General features: G+C 64.9%; 22 protein-coding genes. 10 read left to right on the forward strand and 12 right to left on the reverse strand.

Annotation, left to right across the window (positions count from 1 at the left end):
- Window positions 1–42 precede the first annotated feature (42 nt).
- The 4 genes from NBW56_RS06360 to NBW56_RS06375 all read left to right on the forward strand — a co-directional run bounded on the left by NBW56_RS06360 (window position 43) and on the right by NBW56_RS06375 (window position 6,204).
- The gene (locus NBW56_RS06360) at window positions 43–3,468 is read left to right on the forward strand and encodes a DEAD/DEAH box helicase (RefSeq protein ID WP_250258466.1); all 3,426 of its coding nucleotides are present in this window, start codon (window positions 43–45) and stop codon (window positions 3,466–3,468) included.
- Window positions 3,465–4,319 carry an ADP-dependent NAD(P)H-hydrate dehydratase gene (locus NBW56_RS06365; RefSeq protein ID WP_239379640.1) on the forward strand — a complete coding sequence of 285 codons (855 nt, stop codon included), beginning with the start codon at window positions 3,465–3,467 and terminating at the stop codon, window positions 4,317–4,319. Before NBW56_RS06360 ends, NBW56_RS06365 begins: the two co-directional genes overlap by 4 nt.
- A gap of 82 nt (window positions 4,320–4,401) precedes the next feature.
- Window positions 4,402–5,418, forward strand: coding sequence for a TerC/Alx family metal homeostasis membrane protein (locus NBW56_RS06370; protein WP_065247064.1), 1,017 nt, complete (start codon window positions 4,402–4,404; stop codon window positions 5,416–5,418).
- Between the two features lie 54 nt (window positions 5,419–5,472).
- Window positions 5,473–6,204: a VIT1/CCC1 transporter family protein gene (locus NBW56_RS06375; RefSeq protein ID WP_070457836.1), complete on the forward strand. Its 732-nt coding sequence runs from the start codon at window positions 5,473–5,475 to the stop codon at window positions 6,202–6,204.
- Window positions 6,205–6,237: 33 nt separating this feature from the next.
- Here NBW56_RS06375 and NBW56_RS06380 read toward each other — a convergent pair whose 3' ends face one another.
- The gene (locus NBW56_RS06380) at window positions 6,238–7,170 is read right to left on the reverse strand and encodes a GlxA family transcriptional regulator (RefSeq protein WP_250258467.1); all 933 of its coding nucleotides are present in this window, start codon (window positions 7,168–7,170) and stop codon (window positions 6,238–6,240) included.
- Window positions 7,171–7,491: 321 nt separating this feature from the next.
- Between NBW56_RS06380 and NBW56_RS06385 the strand changes: the two genes are divergently transcribed.
- Window positions 7,492–7,935 carry a nuclear transport factor 2 family protein gene (locus NBW56_RS06385; protein ID WP_250258468.1) on the forward strand — a complete coding sequence of 148 codons (444 nt, stop codon included), beginning with the start codon at window positions 7,492–7,494 and terminating at the stop codon, window positions 7,933–7,935.
- Window positions 7,936–7,995: 60 nt separating this feature from the next.
- On the opposite strand, the gene gluQRS is transcribed toward NBW56_RS06385, so the two are convergent.
- From gluQRS to NBW56_RS06400, 3 genes are read right to left on the reverse strand one after another with little or no spacing between them, the layout of a single operon-like run.
- Entirely contained in the window at window positions 7,996–9,009 is a 1,014-nt protein-coding gene (gluQRS, locus tag NBW56_RS06390; protein ID WP_250258469.1) for a tRNA glutamyl-Q(34) synthetase GluQRS, read from the reverse strand.
- Window positions 8,996–9,568, reverse strand: a complete 573-nt coding sequence (locus tag NBW56_RS06395) for a GNAT family N-acetyltransferase (protein WP_250258470.1) — start codon at window positions 9,566–9,568, stop codon at window positions 8,996–8,998. The genes gluQRS and NBW56_RS06395 overlap by 14 nt, the downstream gene beginning before the upstream one ends.
- Window positions 9,561–10,304, reverse strand: coding sequence for a hypothetical protein (locus NBW56_RS06400; protein ID WP_074299447.1), 744 nt, complete (start codon window positions 10,302–10,304; stop codon window positions 9,561–9,563). The genes NBW56_RS06395 and NBW56_RS06400 overlap by 8 nt, the downstream gene beginning before the upstream one ends.
- Window positions 10,305–10,478: 174 nt before the next feature.
- Between NBW56_RS06400 and NBW56_RS06405 the strand changes: the two genes are divergently transcribed.
- Together NBW56_RS06405 and NBW56_RS06410 are read left to right on the forward strand one after the other, a co-directional pair.
- On the forward strand, window positions 10,479–11,015 hold the full coding sequence (locus NBW56_RS06405; protein WP_065247071.1) for a peptidylprolyl isomerase: 537 nt from the start codon (window positions 10,479–10,481) through the stop codon (window positions 11,013–11,015).
- Between the two features lie 20 nt (window positions 11,016–11,035).
- Window positions 11,036–11,986, forward strand: a complete 951-nt coding sequence (locus NBW56_RS06410) for a rhomboid family intramembrane serine protease (RefSeq protein WP_250258471.1) — start codon at window positions 11,036–11,038, stop codon at window positions 11,984–11,986.
- A gap of 147 nt (window positions 11,987–12,133) precedes the next feature.
- Here the strand turns inward: NBW56_RS06410 and NBW56_RS06415 are convergent, their stop codons facing one another.
- From NBW56_RS06415 to NBW56_RS06425, 3 genes are all read right to left on the reverse strand, one after another.
- Window positions 12,134–12,571 (reverse strand): hypothetical protein, encoded by a 438-nt coding sequence (locus NBW56_RS06415; RefSeq protein ID WP_250258472.1) that lies wholly within the window; start codon window positions 12,569–12,571, stop codon window positions 12,134–12,136.
- 115 nt (window positions 12,572–12,686) lie between these two features.
- Window positions 12,687–13,526 (reverse strand): aldo/keto reductase, encoded by an 840-nt coding sequence (locus NBW56_RS06420; protein WP_074299453.1) that lies wholly within the window; start codon window positions 13,524–13,526, stop codon window positions 12,687–12,689.
- 58 nt (window positions 13,527–13,584) lie between these two features.
- Window positions 13,585–14,460: an aldo/keto reductase gene (locus NBW56_RS06425; RefSeq protein ID WP_250258473.1), complete on the reverse strand. Its 876-nt coding sequence runs from the start codon at window positions 14,458–14,460 to the stop codon at window positions 13,585–13,587.
- Window positions 14,461–14,559: 99 nt separating this feature from the next.
- On the opposite strand from NBW56_RS06425, the gene NBW56_RS06430 reads away from it, so the two are divergent.
- Entirely contained in the window at window positions 14,560–16,197 is a 1,638-nt protein-coding gene (locus tag NBW56_RS06430) for an LssY C-terminal domain-containing protein (RefSeq protein ID WP_250258474.1), read from the forward strand.
- A gap of 3 nt (window positions 16,198–16,200) precedes the next feature.
- On the opposite strand, the gene nhaA (NBW56_RS06435) is transcribed toward NBW56_RS06430, so the two are convergent.
- The 3 genes from nhaA (NBW56_RS06435) to NBW56_RS06445 form a co-directional block, all read right to left on the reverse strand.
- Window positions 16,201–17,544 (reverse strand): Na+/H+ antiporter NhaA, encoded by a 1,344-nt coding sequence (gene nhaA, locus NBW56_RS06435; RefSeq protein ID WP_250258475.1) that lies wholly within the window; start codon window positions 17,542–17,544, stop codon window positions 16,201–16,203.
- A 175-nt stretch (window positions 17,545–17,719) separates the two neighbouring features.
- Complete coding sequence (nhaA, locus tag NBW56_RS06440) at window positions 17,720–19,102, reverse strand: Na+/H+ antiporter NhaA (RefSeq protein ID WP_250258476.1); 1,383 nt, start codon at window positions 19,100–19,102, stop codon at window positions 17,720–17,722.
- A 51-nt stretch (window positions 19,103–19,153) separates the two neighbouring features.
- Window positions 19,154–20,494 (reverse strand): M20/M25/M40 family metallo-hydrolase, encoded by a 1,341-nt coding sequence (locus NBW56_RS06445; protein ID WP_250258477.1) that lies wholly within the window; start codon window positions 20,492–20,494, stop codon window positions 19,154–19,156.
- A 111-nt stretch (window positions 20,495–20,605) separates the two neighbouring features.
- Between NBW56_RS06445 and NBW56_RS06450 the strand changes: the two genes are divergently transcribed.
- Both NBW56_RS06450 and NBW56_RS06455 read left to right on the forward strand, forming a co-directional pair.
- Window positions 20,606–21,793 (forward strand): glycerate kinase, encoded by a 1,188-nt coding sequence (locus NBW56_RS06450; RefSeq protein ID WP_250258479.1) that lies wholly within the window; start codon window positions 20,606–20,608, stop codon window positions 21,791–21,793.
- Window positions 21,774–22,115 (forward strand): hypothetical protein, encoded by a 342-nt coding sequence (locus NBW56_RS06455; RefSeq protein ID WP_074299465.1) that lies wholly within the window; start codon window positions 21,774–21,776, stop codon window positions 22,113–22,115. Before NBW56_RS06450 ends, NBW56_RS06455 begins: the two co-directional genes overlap by 20 nt.
- 82 nt (window positions 22,116–22,197) lie before the next feature.
- Here NBW56_RS06455 and NBW56_RS06460 read toward each other — a convergent pair whose 3' ends face one another.
- Entirely contained in the window at window positions 22,198–24,003 is a 1,806-nt protein-coding gene (locus NBW56_RS06460) for an ABC transporter ATP-binding protein (protein WP_250258480.1), read from the reverse strand.
- A complete protein-coding gene (locus NBW56_RS06465) occupies window positions 24,000–25,925 on the reverse strand; it encodes an ABC transporter ATP-binding protein (RefSeq protein WP_250258481.1) in 1,926 nt (641 codons plus the stop codon). The genes NBW56_RS06460 and NBW56_RS06465 overlap by 4 nt, the downstream gene beginning before the upstream one ends.
- Window positions 25,926–25,998: the final 73 nt, after the last annotated feature.

Genomic DNA, 25,998 nt, shown 5'->3' on the forward strand with positions numbered 1-25,998 from the left:
CTGGCGCGACGGCGCCTTTTCTTGGCCTGTACCCTGGAAGTTATGGCTTCTTCCGCGCGCACCCCTCAGCCGCCGTTTCCCTTCGTGCCGAAGGCCCTCATCGAACCGATGTTTGGGCGCGTCGTCGTGGAGCGCGCGGCCGATTACGCGAATGACGAGCATATTCGTCTGCCCAATTGGGTGACGACCTCGACCGGCTCGAAGGGCGAGCTCATCGGTGTCGTGCACGGTCGCGGCCCGGATCCCTATCGCGTGCGCGTGTCGCTTCACCGCGTTGACGATGAGGAAAGCGACTCCGAGGAGGCGCTTCCTCTGTGGATTCCCGTGCAGTCGACGTGCACGTGCCCCGTGGCCATGAACTGCAAGCACGGCGCTGCGCTTGCCCTGTGGTCGGGGCAGCAGGCAGAGGCGTGGGCGAAGGCCCGCGAGGCGGAACCCGAGGAGCAGCCAGCGTCGTGGCTCGAGACCCTCGCGCCGCTTTTGCGCGCGAGCGAGGAAGAGACGGAGGATACGACCCCTCTCGCCCTCGGCTTCGAGCTCAAAGCCGAGCAACTCACGAAGACGAGGTTTTCGTGGGGGTATGAGCCGTTCACGAAAGAGCACCTCGAGGCGGGCAAGAGCGTGTATCTGTCGATCCGCCCGCTGCGCCGCGGCAAGCGCAACAACTGGATCAAGTCGGGGCTGTCGTGGCGCACGTTCGAGTACCGCATGAACGGTCGCGGCTACGATCCCGCGCATGCTGACGCCCTGACCAGGATCTTTGCGCTCTCGGAGGCGGATCGCAGCCATACGGCCGCGGTCGAGCAGCTGTGGATCAACCAGTTTCGCTCCCCGATCTTGTGGGAGGCTCTCGCGCGCGCTCGCGAGGCGGGGGTGGCGTTCGTGGGGCTCGAGAGCGTGGGTGAGGTCAGCCTCGGTGAGGGGGCCGACGTTGGCCTGGACCTGAGTGGCGCCGATGCTCTCAAGGTGCGGGCCCTCGCGCATATCGACGACGAGCCGAGGCCCGAGGCGCACATGCTCGGTTCGAACGGCGTCATTGATATCTCCCCAGGCAAGAGCGGCACGTTCAATATTGAGTTTGCGGCAACGTCCGCACCCGTGCCGATGCCGGTGCAGCGCCTCCTTGAAGCCCGGACCCGCATTGACGTGCCAAAGAGCGACCGCAAGGCCTTCTTCGAGAGTGCGCTTCCTCGCCTGAACCGCGTCACGAGCGTCGCGAGCGGCGACGGGAGTGTCGCGATGCCTGCGCCCCAGAAGCCGAGGCTGCAGCTCGAACTCACGTATAGCGGCGCCAATGCCCTTGCTCTGAAGTGGTCGTGGCTGTACCCGTCGACGCGCCGCCGCTTCAGCGTGCATGCGCGTGACGGCGCCGACCGCGATCACGACTACGAGGATGAGCTCCTCGCCGAGGTGCGTGAGGTGTGGCCAACGGTGGGCGGCGCGCGCCCCGATGACCGCGCCACCGAAGGCACCGAGAAGCTGAGCGACGTGGACACCGCCCACTTCACGACGCGCGTGCTGCCCGCGCTCGAGACTATGGACGGCATCGACGTCACGATCTCGGGCACGCGTCACACCTACCGCGAGCTCGACGGCGCCCCGTCAGTGCGCGTGCGGCAAACCGAGAATCCTACGAAGAACGACTGGTTCGACCTGGGCTTTGAGGTGACGCTCGACGGGAAGACGATTCCGTTTCCTTCGCTTTTCGTCGCGCTTGCGAAGGGGCAGTCGAAACTTCTTCTCGAGGATCGCACCTATTTTTCGCTTGAGCACCCGGCCTTCGATGCCCTTCGCGCCCTCATCGCCGAGGGGGAGGCCCTCGCCGAGTGGGAGCCCGAACGCCAACAGATCTCGAAGTATCAGGTGGGTTTTTGGGAGGATCTTGCCGACGCCGCAGACGCGGCCGAGGCTGCCGATGGTTGGCAGGCAACCGTCGGAAAACTGAAGAATCTCGAGGCCATCCCGCACACGTCCCTTCCCACCGGACTGCGCGCGGAGTTGCGCTCGTACCAGCGCGAGGGCTTCGAGTTCCTTGCGCTTCTGTATTCGCTCGGGCTCGGCGGGATTCTCGCCGATGACATGGGCCTCGGCAAAACACTCCAAGCGCTCACGCTCATCCAGCACGCGCGAGAGACGGCGAGTGCGGGGGAGGGGAACGGCCCGGTGACGGCGGGCGCGGGGGAGACCCCCACCCAGGAAATTTCAGGTCCGACGCCTACCGGCCACCCCCGACCTTTCCTTGTTGTGGCGCCGAGTAGCGTCATCGGGGTGTGGCAGGCAGAAGCCGAACGCTTCACGCCCAACCTGAAGGTCGCGCTCGTGGATCGCACGCGGCGCGCCCGAAAAACGGAGCTGCGGCGCGAAATCGAGGGCGCCGATATCGTCGTCACGAGCTACACGATCGCCCGCATCGATTCGGAGGATTTCGCACGCGAACAGTTCGCGGGCCTCATCCTCGACGAGGCACAGTTCGTGAAGAACCGCGCCTCGCGCATCCACCAAGCGGTCAAGCGCATCAAAGCGCCTTTCCGCCTCGCGATCACCGGCACGCCCATGGAGAACTCCCTCGGGGACCTGTGGGCGCTCATGTCGATCGTCGCGCCGGGCGTTCTTGGCCCGCACGTGCAGTTCCGCACCCACTTCACGCAGTCGATCGAATCGGGCGAGCACCCGGAGAAGATGCCCGTGCTTCGCCGCCGGCTGCGACCGTTCATGCTGCGACGCACGAAGGAACTCGTGGCGAAGGATCTCCCTCAGAAGCAGGAGCAGGTCGTCAAGGTCGAGCTCGAGGGCGCGCACCGCAGGATCTACGATTCGGTGCTCCAGCGCGAACGCAAGAAGGTTCTCGGTCTCATCGACGACATGGACAAGAACCGCTTCATCGTCTTTCGCTCGCTCACGCTCTTGCGGATGCTCGCGCTCGATCCCGCACTCGTGGACGATGGCGGCGATAAGAACGCGCCGTCGACGAAGCTCGCGGTTCTTTTCGAGCGTCTCGACGAGGTCGTCGCCGAGGGCCACAGGGTCCTCGTGTTCTCGCAGTTCACGAGCTTCCTCGCGCGTGTCGCGGAGCAGCTTCGGGAACGCCAGGTCGCCTACCAGTACCTCGACGGTTCGACCCGCGATCGAGCCGACGTGATCCGAGACTTCCGCGAGGGCGATGACCCGGTCTTCCTCATCTCCCTCAAGGCTGGCGGTTTCGGCCTGACGCTCACCGAGGCCGACTACGTGTTTCTCCTCGATCCGTGGTGGAATCCCGCCGCCGAAAACCAGGCGATTGACCGCACGCACCGCATCGGCCAAACGGAACGCGTCATGGTCTACCGTCTCGTTGCGGCCGACACGATCGAGGACAAGGTCCTCGCGCTCCAGGAGAAGAAACGCGCGCTTTTCGATTCGCTCACCGACGGTGGCGAGGCGTTCAGCGCGCAGATCACCGCCGAAGACGTCAAGGAGCTCTTTTCGTGACCGCCCTCGAGAATCTCGCCCGCTACTGGCCCGCGCCTACCGAGCGCGACCATAAATACACGCGGGGCGTTGTGTGCATGGCGACGGGCAGCGAGCACTACCCGGGTGCGGCGCTCATCGGCTGTGAAGCGGCGGCCCGCTGCGGCGTGGGCATGGTGCGCTACGCCGGTCCCGAAGCGGTTGCGCGCATGGTGATTGCGCGTACACCCGAGGTCGTCCCCGCCACCGGTCGCGCGCAAGTCTTCGTCGCCGGCTCGGGCTGGGAGGGGCCGGACCGCCTCGAGGCGGTGCGCGCGTGCATGAGGGAAACCTCGCCGGGTGCCCTTCTGGTCGCGGATGCGGGTGCGCTCGGCTCCGCAGGTCTTGTCACGGGGTCCGACGCCAGCCCCGTGCGCACCGTTCTTACCCCTCACGCGGGGGAGGCCGCGCACCTCCTCGAAGGATGGGATCGCGCCCGGATCGAGACCTCACCCCGCGAGGCCGCCGAAACCCTCGCGGTGGTGACGGGCGCGACGGTGATCCTCAAGGGGCACACGACATGGATTGCCGCGCCGGGAGAGGACACCCTCGCGGTCACATCGCCCACGACGCGCCTCGCGACCGCGGGAACGGGCGATGCGCTCGCGGGCATCACCGGGGCGTTGCTGGCGCTCAACCACGCACAGATCGCGCAAGGGCTTGAGCGCGGCGACCGTCGGACGCTCCTTGCGGTGTGCGAAGCCGCTGTGACCCTGCACGCTCACGCCGCGGCCCTCGCAGCGGGTGAGGGCCACGCGCCGATTCTCGCAAGCGACATTGCGCAGGTGATTCCCGACCTCTTCGCTCGACTCTCGTCCAAGGTGAACACGTAGACTAGACACAATCCGAAGATGGGCGCCCCATGATGTGAGGCGCCCTCGTCATTTCCACCGCCCCCAGCCCGAAGGGACCCCGATGGGTGAGATTTCCCTGCAGTTCGAGGTCATTTCGCTGATTGTCCTCGTTGCGATCCTCGTTATCGACCTTCTCCTCGTTCTCAAGCGCCCCCACGTGCCGTCCTTCAAGGAATGCATCGGCTGGGTCGTGTTCTACGTGGCGCTCGCGCTCATCTTCGCCGTCACGCTCTACTTCCTCGCCGGCCACCAGGTCGCGGGACAATTCATCGTGGGCTGGCTCACCGAATACTCGCTCAGTATCGACAACCTCTTCGTGTTCATTGTGATCATGTCGAAGTTTGCTGTGCCGAGGAAATACCAGCAAGAGGTGCTCATGGTGGGCATCATCATCGCGCTCATCGCGCGCGCGATCTTGATTTTGCTCGGCGTCGCCGTGATCAATTCCTTCGCGTGGGTGTTTTACATCTTTGCGATCTTCCTGTTCTACACGGCCTACAAACAGGTCCAGGGCGAGGAAGAGGAGGAGGCCGAGGACGGCTTCGTCATGAAGAACCTTAAAAAGGTCGTCCACGTCCACGATCACTACGACGGGAGTAAGATTCGCACGGTGGTGAACGGCAAGAAGGTCTTCACGCCGATGCTGCTCGTGTTCCTTACGATCGGCCTGACCGACGTGATGTTCGCGTTCGACTCGATCCCGGCGATCCTCGGCATTACGCAGAACCCGTTCATCGTGTTCACGACGAACCTCTTCGCGCTCATGGGGCTTCGCCAGCTGTACTTCCTACTCGGTGGGCTCGTGGACCGCCTCGTGTACCTCCACTACGGCCTCGCGGCGATCCTCGCCTTCATCGGCGTGAAGCTCGTCATTCACGCGGCCCACGAGGCGCCGCTGTGGCCTAAGGATTCAGGCTTTGGTCACTTCGTGCACTCGATCCCCGAGATCCCGATCTGGCTTTCGCTCGCCGTGATCGCCGGCTCGATGATCATCGCGATCATCGCCTCGCTTCTGTGGGCGCCGAAGACGAACGACGATCAACCGGCGGCTGCTGTCGAGGGTGGCGAAGGCCGCTAAGGGTAGGCTTCCCGGTCTAGCGGGCAAGGTTTTTAGCGACATAGCGTGAGAGCTATGAGTAGCTCCACCCCTGCCCCAGAAACCTCCCCCGAAGACACACACGACCGCGCCGCGTCATCGGCGAACCTCAACCGCCTGCGTGCCGGCGTACTCGGCGCAAATGATGGCATCGTGTCCGTCGCCGGCATGGTCGTTGGTGTCGCCGCCGCAACCCCGACCTTCGGCGCTCTCGCGATCGCGGGCGCCGCCGCGCTCAGTGCCGGCGCGCTCTCGATGGCGATGGGCGAGTACGTGTCCGTTTCGACGCAGCGAGACACCGAACGTTCGCTCCTCGAGCGTGAGCGGCAGCGCCTCGCCACGGACCCGGAACGTGAACTCGCCGCCCTCGCGGCCTCTCTCGAGGAGACCGGGATCCCCGAAGACCTTGCGCGCGAAGCCGCCGAACGCATGAGCGCGCACGACGCGCTCGACGCTCACGCCCGCGTGCGCTACGGCATCGAAGAAGAGTCGATCGCCTCGCCCATGGGTGCTGCGTTTGCTTCCCTCATCGCGTTCACGCTCGGCGGCTTGCTTCCGGTCATCGCCGTGCTCGTCACGCCCGTGGCCTTCAAGGTTCCCGCCGTCGTGGCGTCGGTAGTGCTCGCACTCGCCCTCACCGGTTTCATTTCGGCGCGCCTCGGCCAGGCGAAAGCGGGCCGCGCCACGATCCGCACGATTCTCGGCGGTACGGCAGCGATGGCCGTCTCCTACGGCATCGGCACGCTGCTCGGCGTGAGCGTGATCTAGGTGTACTGACCGGAGAGGTTGATCGACCAGTCCTTAGTCAGCGCGGAAGGTGCGCCGGTAGTTCGTGGGAGTCACGTTGATCTCACGACGCAGGTGACGCCGTAGCGTGCTAGCTGTTCCCAAGCCAGTGCGCTGGGCAATGACATCGACTGGCAGGTGGCTGTTCTCCAGCAGGTGTCGGGCGGCAAGGACTCGTTGGTGCAAGATCCATTGCAGGGGGGTCTGTCCCATCTCGGCAACGAAGCGTCGCGCGAGCTGCCGCTCGGACAAGTGCGCCTGGCGCGCCAGGTCGGCGACGGTGAGGCTCTGGTCGAGGTGGTCCACGATCCATGCGGCGAGTTCGGCGAAGCCATGTGTCGTGGGAGCAGCCGCTGGCTCGATGTATTGGGCCTGGCCGCCTGCTCGGTGGGGCGGTACCACCATGCGGCGAGCGATCCGGGTAGCGGCCCGCTCCCCAAAGTCCCTGCGCGCCAGGTGCAGGCACAGGTCGATTCCGGCTGCTACACCGGCGCTGGTGGCGACCTGTCCGTGGTCGACATAGAGCATATCGGGCTGCACCGTGATGTCGGGGTACAGCCGCTGCAACTCCATGGCGTCCTGCCAGTGCGTGGTGGCCGTCAGTCCGTCAAGGAGTCCGGTTGCAGCGAGAGCGAAGGCGCCAGTGCACACCGACGCGACTCTTGTGCCGCGCTGGTGGGCCTCACGGAGCACCTTCAGCGTGCTTTCATAAGGACGGGGATAGGGCCGGTAGCCAGGGATGATGATCGTGTCGGCGTGGGCCAGCGCGTCCAGGTCATGGACGGTGCCGATGCTGAATCCGCTGGAGGTCATTACGTCGTCACCGCCGGGCGTCGACACCGCAAAGGTGTACTCCTCCTCGGCGGGGTGTCCGAAGACCTGAGCAACCGTCGACAGGTCGAAGGCGACCACTCCGGGCAGGGCGAGGGCGACAACATGGTGTGGCATGTAGCAATAATGGCAGGAACTGCGCGTTATACGTCATTCCCGCCACTCGCACTGGGCAGGGCGCCCCGGTAGGTTTGAGTCCATGAGCAAGCGGGTGGTCACGGCAACCGGCGTTTCGGCAGGCTTCGATATGGCCCTCCTCTTCGTCGGACGACTCGCCAGCCCCGAACGCGCCCGACAAGTACAGGACGGCATCGAGTACCACCCGGCGCCGCCCATCTGGCCAACGCCCTTAAACCACTGACACATCCCATTGAGCCACCAAGCCAAGTCTCCGGACATGCCGGGGCGGTTCACATTCCCAGATCGAGGAGTAATCACATGACCGAAACACGCAACCCAATCCCACCGTTCACCGCTGAAACCGCCGCCCGTAAGGTACAGGCCGCCGAGGACGCATGGAACACGCGCGATCCCGAGAAGGTCGCGCAGGCCTACAGTGTGGACACTGTCTGGCGAAACCGTGACCAGACGATCACCGGCCGCGACCAGGTGATCGCCTTCCTCACCACCAAATGGGATCGGGAACTGGACTACCGGCTTCGCAAGAACCTGTGGGCGTTCACCGACGATCAGATCGCCGTGCGATTCCAGTACGAATGGCACGACCATGACGGCCAGTGGTGGCGCTCCTACGGTAACGAACTGTGGCGCTTCGACGCGCACGGCTACATGACCCATCGCGAGGCCAGCATCAACGACCGCCCCATCAGCCAGGAGGAACGACGCATCACCCCAGGCCGGGGCGAACTTCCCACCTGGTGACACTCCGCCGCCCTTCTCGCGATTGATCACCGTCCCCGGTCAGTACATCTAGGCGCCGGCTCACTCGCCGGGAGTGTAGATCCACGGCGCTTGCGGCAAGGCTTCAGGGTCGAAGGCCTCGAGGATGTCGCGGGCGCTTCGGCACCCCGGAAGCCCCAGGGAGTTGCCGATGGTTTCGGCGACGTCCTCGGGGCTTTCCCCTTTGGCGAGGCGATCCCTGAGCGTCACGGCTCCGTCTCGCTTGGCGAGCCTCGCCCCATCAGTGTTGAGGGCGAGCGGGACGTGAATGTAGGAGAGGTGCGCCGACGGATGCGGCGGCGAGGCTGTTCCGGCGACCGTCGGACCTGCGCCGAGCCGATCGGGGTGCGGGAACAGCCAGGGCGCGGCAAGCGCGAGCAGGTCGGTGAGGTAGGCCTGGCGCGGGCTCGAGCTGAGCAGATCATCACCGCGCACTACCTGGTCGACCCCCGTCTCGATATCGTCCACGACCGCCACGAGGTTGTAGGCGAACATTCCGTCGCCGCGCACGAGCACGAAATCGTCCACATCACCCACGGTGTGCCCCGCGTAGAGATCGGTGACCTCGTAGGTTGCCGTGTGCGCGCGGAGCCTGAGCGAAGGTTCGCGGTTCAGCGCGCGCATCTTCTTGCGGCCGGCCTTTCGCTCGGCCTCGGTCAACTCACGGCACGTCCCTGGGTACGCCCCCGGCGGGGCGTGAGGGGCCGACGGCGCCTCGTGAATCTCGCGGCGGGTGCAGTAACACTCGTACACGAGCCCCAGTTCGGTGAGCGCCGCGACGACGTGTCGATACAGGTCAAGGCGCGCCGATTGCCACGCGACCGGACCATCCCAATCGATCCCGAGAGCCTGCATGTCCTCGAGCTGCCTTGCGGCGCTTCCCTCTTTCACCCGGTTGAGGTCCTCCATGCGCATGAGGAAATCGCGGCCCGTGCGGCGCGCGAATACCCACGCGAGGATCGCCGTGCGGAGGTTGCCGAGGTGGAGGTCGCCACTCGGCGAGGGCGCGTAGCGGCCCGCGAAGCCAAAGGGGGAGTGGGAGTCAGGAGTAGTCATGAAGATCGAGGAGGTAGACGACATGCGCGCCCGTTTCGGTCGGGTCGCTTTCGGTGGAAAGGGTGAAGCCGAGGCGTTCGGCGAGGCGGCGCGCGGGGAGGTTCTGATCCGCGGTAATAAATGCGGCTTCGCGCGGGGCGTCGCGGAGGGAGGCGACAGCACGGAGACTCTGGTCGAGGGCGGCCGTGGCAAGGCCCGTGCCCCAGGCCTCGGGTGCGAGCCTCACGTAGGTGTTGGCGACCCAGCGCTCGCCGAGCGGCATGCCCGAGAGACCAGCAACACCGAGGAACCTTCCCGTTCCTCGAGTGCGAATCGCGTGGTAGCCGTAGCCGTCTCGCTCGTGCGAGGCGATCCACACACCGAGAACGCGCTGCATCTGGTCGACGGTCTCGAGTGGCCCAATCGAGTCGAGCTCGAACGCGCGTGGATCGGAGTGAAGGAGCCACAGCTCAGGGAGGTCCTCGGTGGTCAACGGTGCGAGGACGTGCGAGAGAGCCCCGCTCCCACGGAGTGCGTGGGGAACGGGGCTCTCGCTGCTCAGAGGCGAAGTGTCACTCACCCTTGTGGGTGTTTTCCTTCTCGCCATCGGCGAGGGACTCGGGAACGTCGCCGGCCTCGGCTGCGGCCACCGAATCGGAAACCTCGGTCGAATCCTCTTCGCTCACGCCTGCGGCAGGGTAGTGCGAGCGAGCGAAGTCAGCCGGCGGAGCCCACGGATCCTCGACGGGGCGGGTCTTCTGCCACGCGAGGTAGCCGGCGGTGCCGGCAACAGCGGCAATGCCGAGCACAACGAGGACGGTGCCCACCTTCGACTTCTTCTTGTCGGCCACGGGGCTCGTGGTAGCGGCGGTACGGATTTCTGGAGCGCCCTTCTCCCACTCGGCGCGAGCGGCATCGACGGCGGCGGCAACGGCAGCGCCGAGGGTCGTGTTCGCGGCGTCCGCCGTGCGGCGAGCGCGGGGGAGGTAATCGGCCTCGAAATCGCTACGGAACTTGCGTGCGCGGGGGCCGACGTTGCGGTCGAATTCATCGGAAAGACGGCCCGAAAGACCGCTCACGCGTGCCTGGCCGGCGTTGAGGCCCTTGCGCACGCGCTTTTCCACCTCGGGGGCGTAGTCGCCGTAGAACTTCTCGGCGCGCTTACGCGCCTCTTTCGAAGCCTCGTTGAACAGCGGGCCGGCGTTATCGAGCGCCTTGCGCCACGTGCTCTGGGCGTGCTTCGCCTGCTTCTTGGCGTTCTTTGCGTGCTTCTTCGCGGCCTTCTTGGCCTCGCGCTTGGAATTGGTGAAAGCCATCGCTGAACCTTTCGTTCGTGCGCCGGAAACCCCGGCGGCGGTCTGGAAGTGCGGGTGGTGGCCACGCCGCGATGTCTCAAGCCTACTAGCGGTACATCGGCAGATCACAGTTTCTATGCAGAATGGGTGAGCGCCGTTCAGCGGTTTTCAGCGAGGGTATGGGAGGATCGAGGCATGTTTGCAACGCTTCACACGAATCACGGCGATATCCGCCTCGAACTGTTCCCCAACCACGCTCCCAAGACCGTCGCGAACTTCGTTGAGCTCGCCAAGGGTGAGCGCGAGTTCACGAATCCGGTGACGGGCGACAAGGAAAAGCGCCCCTACTACGACGGCGTGATCTTCCACCGCATCATCGATGGCTTCATGATTCAGGGCGGCGACCCGACCGGCACCGGCACGGGTGGCCCCGGCTACAACTTCGACGACGAGATCTCGGAGAAGAACTTCAACGAGCCCTACGTGCTTGCCATGGCGAACGCCGGTAAGCGCATGAACGCCATCACGGGCCGCCCCTCGGGCACGAACGGCTCGCAGTTCTTCATCACCGTTGCCCCCACCCAGTACCTCCACGGCAAGCACACCGTGTTTGGCGAGGTCGCTGACGACGAGTCGAAGAAGGTCGTTGACGAGATTGCCAAGGTCGACACCGACATGCGTGACCGTCCGCTCGAGGATGTCGTCATCACCTCGGTGACCATCGAGGACTAACCCGCAGGGTTTCACCGTCAATGTCCCAGAGCTACGGAAAAGGAGCCGATCCGAAGCCGGGCGGGGGCGAGCCGGACTACACGAGTAGTGCGGCCCCCGTGTGCCCGCGCCACCCGGATCGGCCCTCTCTTATCCGCTGCCAGCGCTGCGACCGCCCCGCGTGCGTCGAATGCCAGCGCAGGGCCGCCGTAGGCATCCAATGCGTCGACTGCGTGAGCGAGGCCGAACACAGTCAGCGTCAGAGCATGCCGCGAACCGTTGTGGGAGCCGAGCCCGTGCGCACCCTCCCCGTCGTGACGTACACGATCATGGGGCTGTGCGCCGTGATCTTCGCGCTCCAGTTCATCGGGCTTGATCACACACTCTCGCAGTGGTTCATGTTCGCGCCGTTCCGCTCGCTCGCGATGCCGTGGACTTTCCTCACGAGCGGCTTCCTCCACGGGGGAATCGCACACGTGGGGTTGAATCTCTACGCGCTGTGGGCCGTTGGGCAGTATCTTGAGCGCGCGCTCGGGCACTGGCGATACCTCGCGGTGTTCCTCGTGAGCGTGTTCGGCGGGCACACCGCCGTGCTGCTTCTGTCAAGCATCGGCACGGATTCGTGGTTCACGGGCACGGTAGGCGCTTCGGGCGGTCTTTTCGGCCTGTTTGGTGCGCTCCTGATCCTCCAACGCCGGCTCGGTGCGGAGAGCACGCAGGTTCTTATCCTTATCGTGCTCAACTTCGTGATCGGTTTTCTCTACCCGGGTATCTCGTGGCAGGGCCACCTTGGAGGCCTCGTTGTGGGGGCAGCAGCCGTCGGCCTGTTCTTCGCAACCCGACCCACCGCCGAACCTGGCGCGGATCGCGTTGCTGTCGCGAAAAAATCGGCGCTCATTCACGGCGGCGTGATCGCGGGAATCGTCGTGTTGCTGATCGCCGCGTGCGCGGTCAAGTGGTGGTTCGCGGCGCAGACGGCTTACCTCGCCTAGGGTTACTCCAGCCACCACCGCACAACTGAGTTATCCACAACGTTGTTCACGGTTGGGGAGAACTACAGCGGTGTCATTCACGCGTGAACAGCACCGATGCCCCGCCCACACGGGCGGGGCTTTCGCGTATGCGGTTGGGGCGAGCCCTTAGAGTGCGCGGTGTGCCTCATGTTCGCGCGCAACCTCGGCTTCGGCGGCGGCCACGCGTTCGCTCCACACCTCGCGGAGAGATTCGAGGGCCTCGTGCGAGGGGGCCTGCTCCACATCGAGTTCAAGAATGGTCGCGCCCTCATCCTCCATCAGGGTGGCCTGCACGATGATGCGAGCGTTCACGAGCGGGCTGTCGTACTCCACGCGAATGCGGTGCCCGAGCGCCGAGCCGAGCACCTTGCCGATGATCTCGCGGTTCTTACCGGGATTCTTGACGAGCGGGCCACCCACCATGAGCGGGATCGACGGCAGGCCCAGCCAGGCGGGAAGCCACTGCTGGGTCATGCGGTCCCACGCCTCGTCTTGTGAAAGCGCGAACTGGCCGCGTGCGCGGAACGTGTAATCGGTGCGTGAAAGGGTGCGTGCGTCACTCATGCCTCCAAAATAGGAAGGCCCGCGCCCCCTGGGAAGAGGGCGCGGGCAGGATCCGCACAGTGTTCGGGAACTTGTTACCTTCCGCTTAACGGAACGAAACTTCGCCTCCGACGGTTTACTTGAAATCCGCCGTGGCCGGGTCCGGGCCGCCGCGGCCATCGGCACGCGAAAGGGCGTTGATCTTCTCGATCTCCTCGCCGCTGAGCGTGAGGCCAAGCGACTCCCAGTTTTCGGCGATGCGCGAAGGCGTGACCGATTTCGGAATGGCGATCGTGCCGAGCTGGCGGTGCCACGCGAGGATCACCTGGGCGATGCTCGCATCGTGGGCTTTCGCGATGGTCTCGAGGGCGGGGTCGCTCAGAACGTCTCCGCCCTGGCCAAGCGGGCCCCACGCCTCGGTGGCAACGCCGTACTTGGTGTTGGCAACGCGCAGCTCCGCCTGGTTGAAGTAGGGGTGAAGCTCAACCTGATTGAGAACGGGGGTGACGCCGCTCGTTTCGATGAGATCCTCAAGGTTTTCCGCGGGGAAGTTCGAGACGCCGATCGACGTGATGCGGCCCTGCTTCTGGAGTTCAATAAAGGCCTTCCACGTGTCGTTGTAGAGGCCGAAGCTCGGGCATGCCCAGTGGATGAGGTACAGGTCGAGCACCTCGAGGCCGAGCTTGCCCATGGACTCGTCGAACGCGCGCATCGTCTCGTCGTAGCCCTGGTTCGCGTTCCACAGCTTCGTCGTGATGAACAGGTCCTTCGGGTCGACGCCCGCGGCATCAATACCCTGGCGCACACCCTCCTCGTTGCCGTACACGGCGGCGGTATCGATGTGGCGGTAGCCGGTCTCAATGGCGGCCTTGACGGCAGCGGCGGTCTCGTCGTTCGGGACCTTGAACACGCCGAAGCCGAGCTGCGGGATCTGCTTCCCGTCGTTCAGGGTCGTGAGTGGACTTTCGTAGGCCATGGTGTCTCCTTACAGTTGGCGGTCACACTGTTCTTGGTCTGCGTGAAATTCGTGGTGCTTAGCCCTTGTAGCCCGCTCCCCGCACCATCGTTTCGGGGTCGAAACCGGTGCGCCCGGCTTCCCCGCGATCGAGGGTCGCGATCGCCTCGAGGTCCTCGGGCCTGAGGCGAACATCCAGTGCAGCGAAGTTTTCGCGGATGCGGCTCGGCGTGACAGATTTCGGAATGGCGATCGTGCCGAGCGCGAGGTGCCACGCGAGGACCACTTGCGCGGGCGTCGCTCCGCGGCGCTCGGCAATGTCGCGGATAATCGGCTCGTCGAAGAGGCCCTTGGCTCGGTGAAGCGGTGCCCACGCCTGGCTCAGCACGCCGCGTTCGCGGTTGGCCTCGCGAAGTTCTGCTTGAGCGAAGTAGGGATTGAGCTCGATCTGGTTGAGAACCGGCGCAACGCCCGTCGCGGCCGTGAGCTCGTCGATGCGGTGTGCGGGAAAGTTTGCCACGCCGATCGAGGTCGCGAGGCCCTCCTCGCGGAGCCTGATGAGTTCCTCCCACGTCTCGACCGTGAGGCCGTTCATGGGCATGGGCCAATGGATGAGGTAGAAATCCACGTAGTCGAGACCGAGTCGCTCGAGGCTCTCCTCGAACGCGCGGCGGGTCTTCTCACGCCCGTGGTCGTCGTTCCACACCTTCGTCGTCACGAAGAGGTCGGAACGCGCAAGATTCGAGTGGCGCACGGCTCGCCCAACGCCCTCCTCGTTGTCGTAGAGCTTCGCGGTGTCGATGTGCCGATAACCGGCCTCGAACGCGCACTCGATTGCGGCCTCGACCTCGTCGTTCGGAGTTTTGTACACCCCGAAGCCGAGCTGGGGGATCGTCCTGCCGTCGCTCAGTGTGAGCAGGGGGCTTGCAGTAGCGGCATCGCTCGCGGAGGTCATCTCATCCTTCTTCCTAAAGCCTCGCACCAGCCTATAAACCTCCATCGGGTGGTCCCTGAATCATCACGATGGTGGAGCTGCACCCGTACAATGAGCGTCATGGAGGCTTACGGGGCGCGTGCACGCGCGAAGGCGCGGCAACCGTCGGATCCCCTCCCCCTTCCCGAAAAGCCGCGAGTGGTGCCCCGCCCGCCGCATACGAAACGCACCCGGTTTGCGAAGTGGAAGCGGCCCGTTCCCCTCACGTACCCCACATACGACCACGCGGCGGGTCACGGCCACGACCGCCCGCGCCTCGAGATTTATCCGCGACTCGATGCCGTGTTCGTGCTGCTCGCGACCGTGCTTTCGCTCGTACTCGCGTATGTGTTTCTTCGCCAGGGCCTTACGACCAACCCGAGCCGCCTCATTAACCTGCTCGTGTTCTGGCTCGTGTTTACCTACGCCGCACTCCCGCGCATTCACCAGGCGCTCACGGCCGTCTACGTTCCCGATTACTTCATGGGACGCACGCGCACGGCGGACGGGCTGCTCGGCGACCCCGTCAACCTTGCTTTTGAAGGATCGGCTGAAGATATCCACGTGGCGATGCGCAAGGCTGGATGGGTGCTCGCGGAAGAAAACACCCTGCATAGTGCACGCCGCACCGTGGTCGCATTCCTCTTGAGGCGCTCGTATCCGAGGGCGCCCGTGAGCTCGCTCTTCCTCTTCGGCAGGCGCCATGAGTTTGCCTATCAGCAGGAGGTGGGCGGTACAACGCTCAGGCGTCATCACATTCGCTTTTGGCGCGTGCCGCACAAGTGGGTCATGCCTGGCGGGCATCGCGTGACATGGCTCGCCGCCGCCACCTATGACCGTGGCGTGGGGCTCTCGCGATTCACGCTCCAGGTCACGCACAAGATCGACGAAAACACCGACGTTGAACGCAACTACGTGGTCGATACGCTTCTGCACGCCGATCACGCGATCCCCGTGGGCGTCATCAAGGACTATTCGACCTCGTACCACCACGTGAATGGCGGCGGCGACCCGCTGCGTACCGACGGCCACCTACCCGTTGTTGACGTGACGGGTGCCGAGGCCCGCTCGACCGGTTCCACCGCCGTGATCCAGCCGCGCAACCGCGCGACGGGCATCTTCTACTTGAGGGGCCGCTCGCTTCGCCCGGGCGAACTCATGCAATCGCTCGAGCGCGAATGGCACGGGGCACGCGAGGATTTCCTCCAGGCGATCCGTAACTTCGGCGACCACCACCTCCCGCCCCCCTCGATCGGGTTTGTGGGGCTCATGATCGCTCTTGAAACGATCGCGGTTCTGGGGCTGTGGTGGCTCGTGTGGGCGAAGGGTTCGGGCGCAACGGTGGCCGACGGCGTCACGCGTGCTCTTGGTTTCGAGCGTCTCGGTGATGCTCCGCTTGTGCCTCTCACCGTGCTCGTCGCGGGGCAGATTGTGCTCTTCCTGCTCATGCTTGGCCGCAATCGATGGGCGAGGCTCGGCCTCATGGCGCTGCTCGCGTTCGATTCGCTGACGCGCATCAGCGTGGCCGCACTTGAACCGGCGGGGGCGGCGAGTGCCTCCGAGCTTCTCGGCGTAGGCCTGAGCACCCTCGCGCTTCTCACGCTCACGTCGGATGCGGCCCGCATCTGGGTGCATACGGACCGCATCGCGTATTACGCCGCGCGCGAGAGCGCGAACGATGAAGGTTCCTCCTGCGGCGAGGATCCCGCCCGAGCCTGAGGCTTACGGCCTGCGCGCGGAGTCGTCGGAGAACACGTCGGGGATGCCGTCACGGTTGGCATCGACCTTCTCGCGTTCGGCGATCTTCGCGTAGCGGGCGTTGCGCGGCGCGAGGATCGCGGCACCCACGATCGCGGCGAGCACCGAGGCGGTCAGCACGCCAACCTTCGCCCAATCGTGCGCGGGGTTGGACACATCGAAGCTGAGCTCGGCCACGAGGAGCGAAACGGTGAAGCCGATGCCCGCGAGCGCCGCGACGCCCGTGAGGTCGATCCACTTGATGTCCGGGTCGAGGCTCGCGCCGCGGAGACGGGTCACGAGGAAGGTGGTGCCCACAATGCCGAGCATCTTGCCCACAACGAGACCCACGATGATGCCGAGCGCAACGCTCGACGTCCAGGCCTCGGTGAGGCCGCTCAGGCCTCCCACGGCGACGCCCGCGCTGAAGAACGCGAAGATCGGCACGGCGATGCCCGAGGAGAGCGGGCGGAAGCGGTGCTCGAACGTTTCGGCAAGCGAGTAGCGCTCGCCGTACTTCGAAAGCGGATTCACCGGGATCATGAAGGCGAGGGCCACGCCGGCGATGGTGGCGTGAATGCCGGAGTTGTAGAAGAGCGCCCACACGATGAGGCCGAGTGGGAGCAGCACGAACCAGGCGGCGCTGTAGTGCTTCTTGAAGAGCGCCTCGGCTTTGTTGGCGACGAGCCAGTAAAGGGCGAGGGGGATGAGCGCGAAGGCGAGGTAGTGGAGCTTGAGGTCGCTCGAGTAGAACACGGCGATGATCGTGATGGCGATGAGGTCATCGACGATGGCGAGGGTGAGGAGGAAGGTGCGCAGGGCGGCGGGAAGCTTTGACCCAAAAATGGCGAGAACGGCGACAGCGAAGGCGATGTCGGTCGCGGCGGGGATTGCCCAACCGTCGAGGGTTTCGGGGTTCGCGGCGTTGAAAGCCGTGTACAGCAGGGCCGGGAGCGCCACGCCACCAACGGCTGCCGCGACGGGCACAAACGCGCGGCGTGGATCGCGCAGGTCTCCCTTCGTAAGCTCCATCTTGAGCTCGAGCCCCACGAGGAAGAAGAAAATCGCGAGGAGCCCATCGGCGGCCCAGTGCGCGAGGGAGAGGTCGAGGTTGAGCCAGCTCGTGGAGAAGCCGACGTGCATGTCGCGAAGCGAGAAGTAGGCGTCGGCGGCGGGGGAGTTGGCGAGGATGAGCGCGAGAATGGTGGCGCCTACGAGGATGAGGCCGCCCGTGGTTTCGGCCGTGAGAATTTTTTCGATGCGTGTAAGTTCGCGGTAGGTGCCGCGGGCGAGAATCGTGTCGGTGCGGCTTTGATGGTTGCTCGTCATGGGGAGAGTCCTTGGGGGCTCGGCGGGCATTATCAACGGGCCGCGGTCTCGGCCGCGGGGCCCGTGCCGACCAGACTTCCCGGCACACCAAAAACCGAGTGTACATGCCGTTTCATTGCGCGTGCGAAAGGGGCCCAGGTCGTGTGACCCGGGCCCCATTCATGTGCGGGGTGCGCTACTGCTGAGGTGAGCGCGAGGTGTCGTCGGAGAACACGTCGGGGATGCCGTCCTTGTTCTCGTCGCGCGATTCGAGCTCGGCGATCTTCTTGTAGTGATTGTTGCGAGGCAGCAGAATGAGTGCGCCCACGACTGCCGCGAGCAGCGAGGCGGTGAGCACACCGATCTTCGCGTCTTCCACGAGAACGCTCGTGGGGTCGAAGCTCAACTCCGCGACGAGGAGCGACACGGTGAAACCGATGCCGGCGATGGCGGACATACCGATGAGGTCGATCCATTTGATCTCGTCGTCCAGGTTCGCCTTCGTCAGCTTCGTGACGAGGAAGGTTGTGCCGGTAATACCGATCATCTTGCCGCACACCAGCCCGAAGATCACGCCGAGGGCCACGGTTGTGGTCCATGCGTCGAACAGACCGCCGAGGCCGCCCACGGCAACGCCCGCGCTAAAGAACGCGAACACGGGAACGGCAACACCCGTGGAGAATGGGCGGAGCCTGTGTTCGAGGGTTTCGGCGAGCGAATGCTGCTGGCCGTAGGCGCTGCGTGCGTGGACGGGCACGCAGAACGCGAGCACAACGCCCGCGATGGTGGCGTGGACGCCCGAGTTGTAGAACAAGATCCACGTGATGACCGCGAGCGGGAAGAGAATCATCCACGCCGCCGAGTAGTGCTTCTTGAACAGCCATTCGGCCTTGTAGGCAACGAGCGCGTAGATCGCGATCACGGGCAGCGCTGCAAGGAGGTAGAGCAGGTTCGTTTCTTCGGCGTAGAAGATCGCAATGATGAGAATCGCGATCAGGTCGTCCACAACGGCGAGGGTGAGAAGGAACGTGCGCAGCGCCGCGGGCAGCTTCGAGCCGATGAGGGTGAGCACGGCCACGGCGAAGGCAATGTCGGTTGCCGCGGGGATCGCCCAGCCGTGGTGGGAGGCTTCGGGGCCGGCGAGGTTGACGAGCGTATAGATCACCGCGGGGACAGCCACGCCACCGGCGGCCGCGAGCATGGGGACAAGCGCGAGCTTCGGATCGCGCAGGTCACCGCGAATGAATTCGTGCTTGAGCTCGAGGCCCACGAGGAAGAAGAAGACGGCGAGGAGACCGTCGGCGGCCCAGTGCGCGATCGAGAGGTTGAGGTTGAGCCAGCCGAGGTCAAAACCGAGATGCGCATCGCGCACGTCGAAGTACAGATCCGAAAGGGGGGAGTTTGCGCAGATGAGCGCGAGGATGGTGGCGATGACGAGGGCAACACCACCCGCAGATTCTTTCGTCAGGATTTGTTCAACGCGGCTGTATTCGCGGAAGGTTCCCTGCTCAAGGATTTTCTTGGGCGTGCCCGGCTTGGGTGCGGGGAGGTCGCGATCCGACGCCTGCTTGCTATTCACTGCGTGCTACTCCAATGGGTTGATCGTCGTGAAGGATTCGGGTTTGTGGTCTTAGTTGCTCAGGCGCTCGAGAAGCGCGAGGAAGAACGCTTCGCACTTGTCGAGTTGGTCGAGGGCAACGTATTCGTTCGCGCCGTGTGCCTGGGCGATATCGCCGGGGCCGATGACGACGGCGCTCATGCCCGCAGCTTCGTAAATGCCGGACTCGGTTCCGTAGGTGACTTTCGTGGGGCTGATGGTCACGCCGAGTTCACGCGCGAGCTGTGCGGCCTCGCCCTCGGTTCCGCAGTCGAGCGGGTAGAGAAGCGTGCGGATCGTGAGGCTCGCGCCCACGTTTTTCGCTTGCTCGGAATCGGCCGGATCGGCGGGAACTGCTTTTTTCATTTCCTCGTCGAGTTCGGCGATCTTCGCCTGGATGCGGCGGGCGATCGCGATCGCGTCGTCGCTTGGGAGGGCGCGGTATTCGAAAAGAAGGTGCGCGTGCGCTCCGACCGTGTTGATCGCGTTTCCGCCATCAAAGCGGTTGACGCCGCCCGTGATGTGGGGGACAAGGAAGGCGGAATCGCTCGGGCCTTCGGCGATACCGCGGTCGATGATCTCTTCGTGGAACCAGGTCGTGAACTCCGCCGCATAGCGGTTGGCATTGAGTCCGCGGGGGAGGAGGCTCGAGTGGGCGGCGATGCCGTAAAAATCAGCCTCGAAGGAGTTCATGGACTTGTGGGCGGTGATGACGTCCATCATCGTGGGCTCGCCAACGTAGGCAATCCGCGGGGCGATCTCGAGCGTGTCAAGTTGCTTGACGAGTTCGCGCGCACCGTTGCAGCTCGTTTCTTCGTCCCATGTCGCGGCGAGGTACACGGGTTCCGTGAGGTCGGCGGCGAGGAAACGATCGGCGAGGGCAGTGAAGGTGGCGATGTAGCCTTTCATGTCGGCCGTGCCGCGGCCGTAGAGTTTGCCGTCGCGCTCGGTCGGCTCGAAGGGTGGGCTTACCCACTCTTGTCCCGTGACGGGCACGCAGTCGGTGTGGCCCGCGATGAGGATGCCTCGGCGCGCGGCGTCGCTCGCGTGTGCAGGCGTGCTCTCGCCCTCGAGTCGGTCCACGCCGCCGCGGCCCGTGCCGTAGTCGCGACCGAGCACGTCCTTTGCTGCCCGGTCCGTGCTGTCGCCAGCGCTTTCGCCCTTCGCGGGGAATACGGCAACGAGGTTCGCATCGAGACCGTCGTCTTCGCGGAACACGTGGGTCGTCACGCCCTTGCTCGCAAAGATCCGCTGCAGCAGTGTGATCGTCTCGAGGTTCCCGGTGTGGGAGGTGCTGTCGATTCGCACGAGAGCCTCGAGGATTTCGCGGGGGCTCGTGGGCAGGTTCGACTCGGGGTTCTCAGTCTGGGGCATAATTCCACGTTACCCCCTTGACGATCTCCACGGGAGAGGCGGTAGTTTCACTGTGAGAGAGCTGTCGAGGAAAATCCAGGTCGTCAAGGCTCGGGAGCAGGGAGGCTCACCGTGAGGGTGGTAATCGCGCCCGATTCCTTTAAGGAGTCGATGAGCGCGCGCGAGGCAGCCGAGGCGATCGCGCGAGGAGTACGCACAGTTTTTCCCGGAGTGGCGTGCACGCTCATTCCCGTGTCCGACGGTGGCGAGGGATTCACCGCTTCCCTCTCCTCCGCTCTCGAGGCCACCCGCCACCCCATCACCGTCGCCGATGCCCTCGGCCGCCCCGTGAGCGCGGAGCTTGCCCTTGCCTTGGAAGTGGAGCCGCCCACCGCCGCCCTCGAGATGGCGAGCGCCGCGGGCCTCATGCACCTCACGCCCGATGAGCGAGACCCGTGGAGGGCGAGCACGCGCGGTGTGGGGGAGCTCATTGCGTACGCCCTCGACCGGATTGGCGAGGGTGGCCGCCTCATCATCGGCATAGGCGGCTCCGCCACGAACGATGGTGGGGTGGGCATGCTCGGGGCGCTCGGCGTGCGCTTTTTTGATTCCGACGGTTGCCCGCTTCACCCCGTTCCCTCCTGCCTCGCAGGCAGGCTCGCGCGTATCGATGGGAGCGGCCTCGATTCACGGCTTTCGCAGGTCAGCATCGAGGTTGCGTGCGACGTCACGAATCCGCTTCTCGGTCAAAGCGGCGCAAGCGCGATCTTTGGCCCGCAAAAGGGTGCGGATCGCACCACGGTGGCGAAGCTCGATGCTTTCCTTGGGGAACTCGTGGAGGCTGCGGAAGCGTCGGACCCCGCCCTTCGCGCCCGCGCCCACGCGAACGAACCGGGCGCCGGAGCCGCAGGCGGGCTTGGGTGGGCTCTGCGAACGTTTCTCGGCGCGCGCTTCGAGCCGGGCTTCGATCTCGTCGCGCGCACGGTGGGGCTAGAGCAGGTGATCGAGAATGCTGACCTCGTGTTCACGGGTGAAGGGGCGATCGACGCACAAACGCTCCACGGCAAGGCCCCCGCGGGGGTCGCCGCTCTCGCAAGGCGCCACGGCGTGCCGTGCGTGGCGTTTGCGGGGCGCGTAGGCGAGGGCGCCGAGGTGCTTTACGCTCATGGTGTGAGCGCTCTCGTACCGATCGTGCAGGGAGTGACGACTCTCGAAGAGGCTCTCAATGACGGTCCGCGCAACCTCGAGCGTGCAGCGGCAACCTCGATGCGACTCATGGAACTAGGAAAAGGAGCAGTTCATGGCGACGAATCAGGCTGAAAAGCGTGTGCGTTTTCGAGACGTCAAGCCATTCGAGGTCGCGGATTCGCTCGAGGAACTCAGAGGGCCGTCGGAAGGCTTGCTCACTCCACCCGTGGACGTTCATTGGTCGGGGTTGCGCACCACGTTTGACGTGTCGAATGAGCGGCAGCGTCGTCGCCTCTACCAGGCGGTTCTTTCCAATGGCCGCCAAGAACATTTCACCGCTTTTCTCAACCGTGATCTCCTCCTTCATGACTGGCCGACCCTAGCGCTCGACACTCGCATCGTCGATTCTTGGGCGCGGCGATTTCCTGAGATTGAGCAACGTCGACGGAGGTAGAGGCGATGGACGAGGAAATGCGTGGTGCGCTTGGGCTTTTTCGCGAGGCGATTTTGGAGCGAGGGGCCGCAGCCGAGGAACCCTAGAGCGAATCCTGCCACGCCTGATAGAGGGCAGCGAAGCGGCCACCCTTCTCGATGAGCGCTGCGGGCGTGTCGTCCTCCACCACGACGCCATCGTGGAGCACGAGCACGCGATCGGCGATCATCACGGTCGAAAGGCGATGCGCAATGATGAGTGCCGTGCGATTGCCGAGGAGCTTCGTGAGGCCCTCCTGCACGAGCCGCTCGCTCGGGAGGTCAAGCGAACTCGTCGCTTCGTCGAGGATGAGCACGTTCGGGTTCGCGAGGAATGCCCGCGCGAACGAAATGAGCTGACGCTGGCCTGCGGAAACGCGCCCGCCGCGCTTGCTCACGTCCGTGTCGTAGCCGTAGGGGAGGGCTTCGATGAACTCGTGGGCGCCGATCGCCTTCGCCGCGCGGATGATTTCCTCGCGGCTTGCGCCGGGACGCCCGAGCTCGATGTTGTCGGCAACGGTGCCGCTGAACAGGTAGGCCTCTTGCGTCACCATCACGACATTGCGCGTGAGTTCCTCGCTCGTGAGGTCGCGAAGATCGACACCGTCGAGCTCGACCCTGCCTTTCGTGACGTCGTAGAAGCGCGACACGAGTTTCGCGATCGTCGACTTACCCGCACCCGTTTGCCCCACGAGAGCGACGGTCTGGCCCGCGGGAATCGTGAGGTCGAGGGGCTTGAGCACGAGCGGGCCATCCTCGCTATAGCGGAATTCGGCATCCGTGAACTCGATGGCTCCCCGGCCGCTCGCAATGGATTTCGCGTGCGCGGCGTCCGGGTCGGCAACCGTCGGAACCTCCCACAAAAGAGCACTGATTTTCTCGAGCGCGGCCGTGGCCGACTGGAACGAGTTGTAAAAGTTTGCGATCTCATCGACGGGCTGGAAGAAGCGCCGCGCATACAGTACGAGGGCGAGGAGCACGCCCACGCTCAAATCGCCCGAAAGAACGCGGAAGCCGCCCACGACCAGCACTGCCGCGACCGTGACGTTCGCGAGCAGGCGCAGAGCAGGCTGGTAGATGCCGAACACGGAGATCGAGTTGAGGGTCGCGCGGCGGTAGTTTTCGGCGAGCGCGCGGTACTCGCGCGAGTTCGATTCCTCCTTGCGGAAGGCCTTGACGGCGCGGATGCCGTTCATCGCTTCGACGAACTGCACGATGAGCGCAGCCGAGTGGGTGCGCATGCCGCGATACGCGATCCGCGAGCGCACCTGGAACCACACGGTCAGCGCGATGCAGGGGATGAGCAGCACGAGCATGATGAGGCCCGTGGGCCAGTCCATTGCCACGATCGAGGCGGCGGTGAGAACCATCGAGAGGCTTGAGCCGATGAGGATCGGCACGCCAAACTCGAGAAGCTCGCGCAGGGCCTCCATGTCGGACGTTTGGCGAGAGACGATACGCCCGGAGGTGTAGCGCTCGTGGAATTCGAGGGAAAGGCGCTGCGTGTGCCGGAAAACGCGGCGGCGCAGCTCGAGGAGGAGACGCTGGCCGATCACCGAGGATTGGCGCGTAAAGACGAACGTGAGGGCCGCGGCAACGATCGCGCACGCCGCGTGGAGAGCTGCGGCGCCGAGTGCGGGCAGCGCGTCGCCCTCGATGAGCGCGGGGAGACCGTGGTCGATGCCCCACGCGAGGATCGCGGGCCCGGCCACGACTGCGGCCTGCGCGAGAACCACCATGATGGCGACCAGTGCGATCGAGGCCTTCTCGGGTGCGAGAAGTTCCCGAAGAAGGGCGAATGAACGCTGGCGCGAGGCACGGTTTTCTTCCTTCGTGAACTCGTGGTTTTCGTCGGTGACGACCTGGCTCATCGCGCACCTCCCTTCTCTTCGGCCGCGGCGCGGATCTCGGCAACCTCGAGGCTTCCCGTTTCCGTTGCCACGCGCGTGAGGTTGCGGTTGCCGCGCGCTTCCTCTTCCTGGTTCGCGATCACGTAGCGGTAGCGTTCGCTCGTGGCCATGAGCTCGGTGTGTGTGCCCACGGTCGTGATGCGGCCATCCTCGAGGAGTGCCACGCGGTCCGCGAGGGCGACCGTTGAGGTGCGGTGCGCGACGATGAGCGTGGTCGTGTGGGAGAGAACCTCGCGCAGGCGTTCCGTCACGCGCTCTTCCGTTTTCGTATCGAGCGCGGAGAGGGGATCGTCGAGGAGGAGCACCGTGGGCTTCGCCGCGATCGCGCGGGCGAGGGCGAGGCGTTGGCGCTGGCCGCCCGAAAGGCTCATGCCCTCCTCGCCAATGTGGGTGTCGAGTCCCTCGGGCAGGTCGTAGGCGTAGCGCGCGTCGGCCGTGTCGAGGGCGAGTTCGAGCGCCTCGTCAAGCTCGGCACTGCGCGCGGAAGTGCGCGTCAGCGGGGGCACGGTGCCGTCGGAACCAAAAAGCCTGTTCGGAAACTCCACGGTTCCGACGGTTCTTTCGTACCCGGGCGCCCCAAGCAGCACGTTGTCGCGAACGGAATCGCTGAACAGGGTGGCGTCTTCGAACGCGAAGGCCGTGATCCGGTGGAGGGTGTCGAGGGGGATGTCGCGCACATCGTAGCCGTCGATCGTGACCTGGCCGCTCGTGACGTCGTAGAGGCGCGGCACGAGCTGCAGCAAGGTGGATTTGCCGGAGCCCGTGATGCCCACGAGCGCCATTGTTTCGCCGGGCTCGACCTCGAGGCTCGCCCCGTCGATGAGGTCGGGCATGTGCGCGGGCGAATCGTCGTAGCGAAAGTGGACGTCGTGGAGAGCGAGCCGCCCCTCGAATGTGCGCCCGGGGTCGATTGCGGGGTGCTCAGGGTCGGTGATCGTGTTCTCGGCGTCCATGACTTCGAAGTAGCGGTCGAGCGCGGTGTTGGTATTGATGAGCATGCCAAAGAGCTGGCCGAGCATGCGCACGGGGCCCGTGACGAGCACGGCGGTCACGAAGTAGGCGCTGAGCTGGCCGAGGTTCATGTGGCCGTGTGCCGTGAGGTAGATGCCGAGCAGGAGGCTCACCGAGGTGGCGATCTCCGGGAGGCCATACATGAGCATGTCGAAGCGGGCGATGGCCGTGGCCTTTTTGACCTCGGTTCCGCGAAGCTCGTCGGCCTGGAGGGTGAACTGTTCGAGAGCCGTGGGGCCGCGCCCGAAGGCCTTGAGCACGCGAATGCCCTGAACCGACTGCTCGATTGTGGTGGCGAGATCGCCGTTTTGATCCTGAGAGAGGCGCGAGAGAGTGGAGAATTGGCGGTTGAACCGGAACGAAAAGATTCCAATCGGGATCGCCGCTGCAATAAAGACGAGGGCGAGAATCCAGCTCGAGCGAAGGAGCAGGATGATGCCCACAATCACGGTGACCGCGGTGGTCACGCCCATGATTACGCCGAAGGCGATCCAGCGGCGGATGAGGTTCGTATCGCTCATCGCGCGTGAGAGGAGCTGACCCGAGCTCCATCGGTCGTGGAAGGCGACGGGCATGTGCTGGATTTTGTCGTAGAGATCCGTGCGCATGTCACGCTCGATCCCGGTCGCGGGCACGAGGGCAAACACGCGGCGAAGGAAAAGCAGGAGCGCTTCGAAGATGCCGAGCACGAGAACGGTGGCGCCGGCGGTCCACACGGCTGCGGCGGTGCCACCTTCAACGAGGTCGGAGTTGACGAGGCGCTCGAGCACCTGCGGAATCATGAGGCCGAGAACGGCGCTGCCGATCGCGCACACGAGACCGAGCATGAGACGGACGCGAATCGGTCGAACGATCCGCCACAGCCGGATCATCGGATGTGTGTGTGAGGGCGCGGAGTCTTTGTGCATGGCCCGCACGATTTTACCGGCGACTGCCGGTTTATGT

The organism is Dermabacter sp. Marseille-Q3180 (assembly GCF_940792985.1).
In the GTDB taxonomy this organism is placed as follows: domain Bacteria; phylum Actinomycetota; class Actinomycetes; order Actinomycetales; family Dermabacteraceae; genus Dermabacter; species Dermabacter vaginalis.

Bases quoted from the DNA above. Each gene is read 5' to 3' on its own strand.
- NBW56_RS06415 (WP_250258472.1), bottom strand. From the start codon at position 12,571: ATGAGTGACGCACGCACCCTTTCACGCACCGATTACACGTTCCGCGCA.
- NBW56_RS06445 (WP_250258477.1), bottom strand. From the start codon at position 20,494: ATGCCCCAGACTGAGAACCCCGAGTCGAACCTGCCCACGAGCCCCCGC.
- gluQRS (WP_250258469.1), bottom strand. From the start codon at position 9,009: ATGACTACTCCTGACTCCCACTCCCCCTTTGGCTTCGCGGGCCGCTAC.
- NBW56_RS06465 (WP_250258481.1), bottom strand. From the start codon at position 25,925: ATGATCCGGCTGTGGCGGATCGTTCGACCGATTCGCGTCCGTCTCATG.
- NBW56_RS06420 (WP_074299453.1), bottom strand. From the start codon at position 13,526: ATGGCCTACGAAAGTCCACTCACGACCCTGAACGACGGGAAGCAGATC.
- NBW56_RS06380 (WP_250258467.1), bottom strand. From the start codon at position 7,170: ATGCCACACCATGTTGTCGCCCTCGCCCTGCCCGGAGTGGTCGCCTTC.
- nhaA (WP_250258475.1), bottom strand. From the start codon at position 17,544: ATGACGAGCAACCATCAAAGCCGCACCGACACGATTCTCGCCCGCGGC.
- NBW56_RS06410 (WP_250258471.1), top strand. From the start codon at position 11,036: ATGTCCCAGAGCTACGGAAAAGGAGCCGATCCGAAGCCGGGCGGGGGC.
- NBW56_RS06370 (WP_065247064.1), top strand. From the start codon at position 4,402: ATGGGTGAGATTTCCCTGCAGTTCGAGGTCATTTCGCTGATTGTCCTC.
- NBW56_RS06375 (WP_070457836.1), top strand. From the start codon at position 5,473: ATGAGTAGCTCCACCCCTGCCCCAGAAACCTCCCCCGAAGACACACAC.
- NBW56_RS06360 (WP_250258466.1), top strand. From the start codon at position 43: ATGGCTTCTTCCGCGCGCACCCCTCAGCCGCCGTTTCCCTTCGTGCCG.
- NBW56_RS06430 (WP_250258474.1), top strand. From the start codon at position 14,560: ATGGAGGCTTACGGGGCGCGTGCACGCGCGAAGGCGCGGCAACCGTCG.
- NBW56_RS06385 (WP_250258468.1), top strand. From the start codon at position 7,492: ATGACCGAAACACGCAACCCAATCCCACCGTTCACCGCTGAAACCGCC.
- NBW56_RS06460 (WP_250258480.1), bottom strand. From the start codon at position 24,003: ATGAGCCAGGTCGTCACCGACGAAAACCACGAGTTCACGAAGGAAGAA.
- NBW56_RS06405 (WP_065247071.1), top strand. From the start codon at position 10,479: ATGTTTGCAACGCTTCACACGAATCACGGCGATATCCGCCTCGAACTG.
- NBW56_RS06425 (WP_250258473.1), bottom strand. From the start codon at position 14,460: ATGACCTCCGCGAGCGATGCCGCTACTGCAAGCCCCCTGCTCACACTG.
- NBW56_RS06455 (WP_074299465.1), top strand. From the start codon at position 21,774: ATGGCGACGAATCAGGCTGAAAAGCGTGTGCGTTTTCGAGACGTCAAG.
- NBW56_RS06400 (WP_074299447.1), bottom strand. From the start codon at position 10,304: ATGGCTTTCACCAATTCCAAGCGCGAGGCCAAGAAGGCCGCGAAGAAG.